At 64.1% G+C, this 1,293-nt stretch carries 1 pseudogene; it reads left to right on the top strand.

The features are described from left to right. Positions 1-1,293: pseudogene (locus BTH42_RS35300) on the top strand (hypothetical protein); the annotation flags it as partial.

The raw sequence follows: 1,293 nt of genomic DNA, 5'->3' as shown, positions 1-1,293 counted from the left end.
CAGTGCGTTCGCTTTTACGCCAATTGGCACCAATGCGACGACCGCCAATTCAGGCTCGACAGTTGTTGGCGACAATGCCAGCGCGACCGGCGGTTCGTGCACCACACTCAGTGGAGGAACGGATCCGAGCGGAAATCCGTCGTCGCTCAGCACGACGGGCACTTGTGCAACCGTAATTGGCAGCTCGGCGACGACCAACAGCGGCGCGACGGTGGTCGTTGGCGATCATGCCAAGACGACAGGTGGTTTCTCCGTTGCCATTGGCCCTCTGGCAACCGCGGATTCTTACTCACAGGCAATTGGCGCCGGCGCAACGGCAACGGGCGGTCACGCCACCGCTATCGGTCAGAGCGCTTACGCCACCGCCTCGGACGCGTCGGCGATCGGCACGAACGCGTCGGCCACGGGTCTGCGATCCGTCGCAATCGGCAGCGGTGCGCATGCGATCAATTCGGATGCGTTTGCGCTGGGCTGGAATGCGTCTGCATCCGGACAAGGGTCATACGCGCTGGGTACCAGCGTGAAGACACCGGGCAGCTACGCGATCGGGATGGGTTACCAGGCTCAGGAAACCGGCGACAAGGCCATTGCAGTGGGCTATCAGGCCAATGCCAATGGCGCCTCGTCGACGGCGATCGGCGACTCGGCGGCAACCGCTGCGGCGTCCGCAACGGCGCTGGGTCAGTTGGCGAGCGCTTCGGGTCAGTACGCCACTGCGCTGGGCAAGTCCGCCATGGCTGCGGGCACGTCCTCGACCGCGCTGGGCGACACGTCGGTTGCATCAGGAAGCGCCGCTATAGCGGTGGGGCAGCTATCCGTCGCCTCGGGTGCTCGTGCAACCGCGATAGGCAGATCAGCCTCGGCCTCAGGTGACTATTCGACTGCGTTTGGGCAATTTTCGACCAGCAGCGGCACGTATTCCACCGCGCTGGGCCCGAATGCTTTCAGTTCGAGCGACAATGCCACTGCGTTGGGAAGGGCCGCGGCAGCGTTGAATTCCAATGCCACGGCACTCGGCAACTCGGCTACTGCAGCAGCAGCCAATTCGGCCGCGTTCGGCAATGCAGCCACTGCGGGGGCAACCGGTTCGGTAGCAGTGGGCGATGGCGCCAAAACGATAAACGGGAACAGTATCGCCATCGGCCGCTCGGCGAGTGCCGACTCGCTTAACCCGACAGGTGGATGGAGCGCCATTGCCATTGGCACGAATTCGATTGCGACCGGTGACGGCGCCACCGCGCTGGGTGATAGCGCGAAGGCATCCGTGGACAGATCCTTGGCACTCGGCCGCGG

This window comes from Burkholderia sp. SRS-W-2-2016 (assembly GCF_001931485.1).
GTDB lineage: Bacteria > Pseudomonadota > Gammaproteobacteria > Burkholderiales > Burkholderiaceae > Paraburkholderia.
The sequence above is the reverse complement of the archived record's forward strand: the minus strand, read 5'-3'. Positions and strand labels throughout refer to the sequence as shown.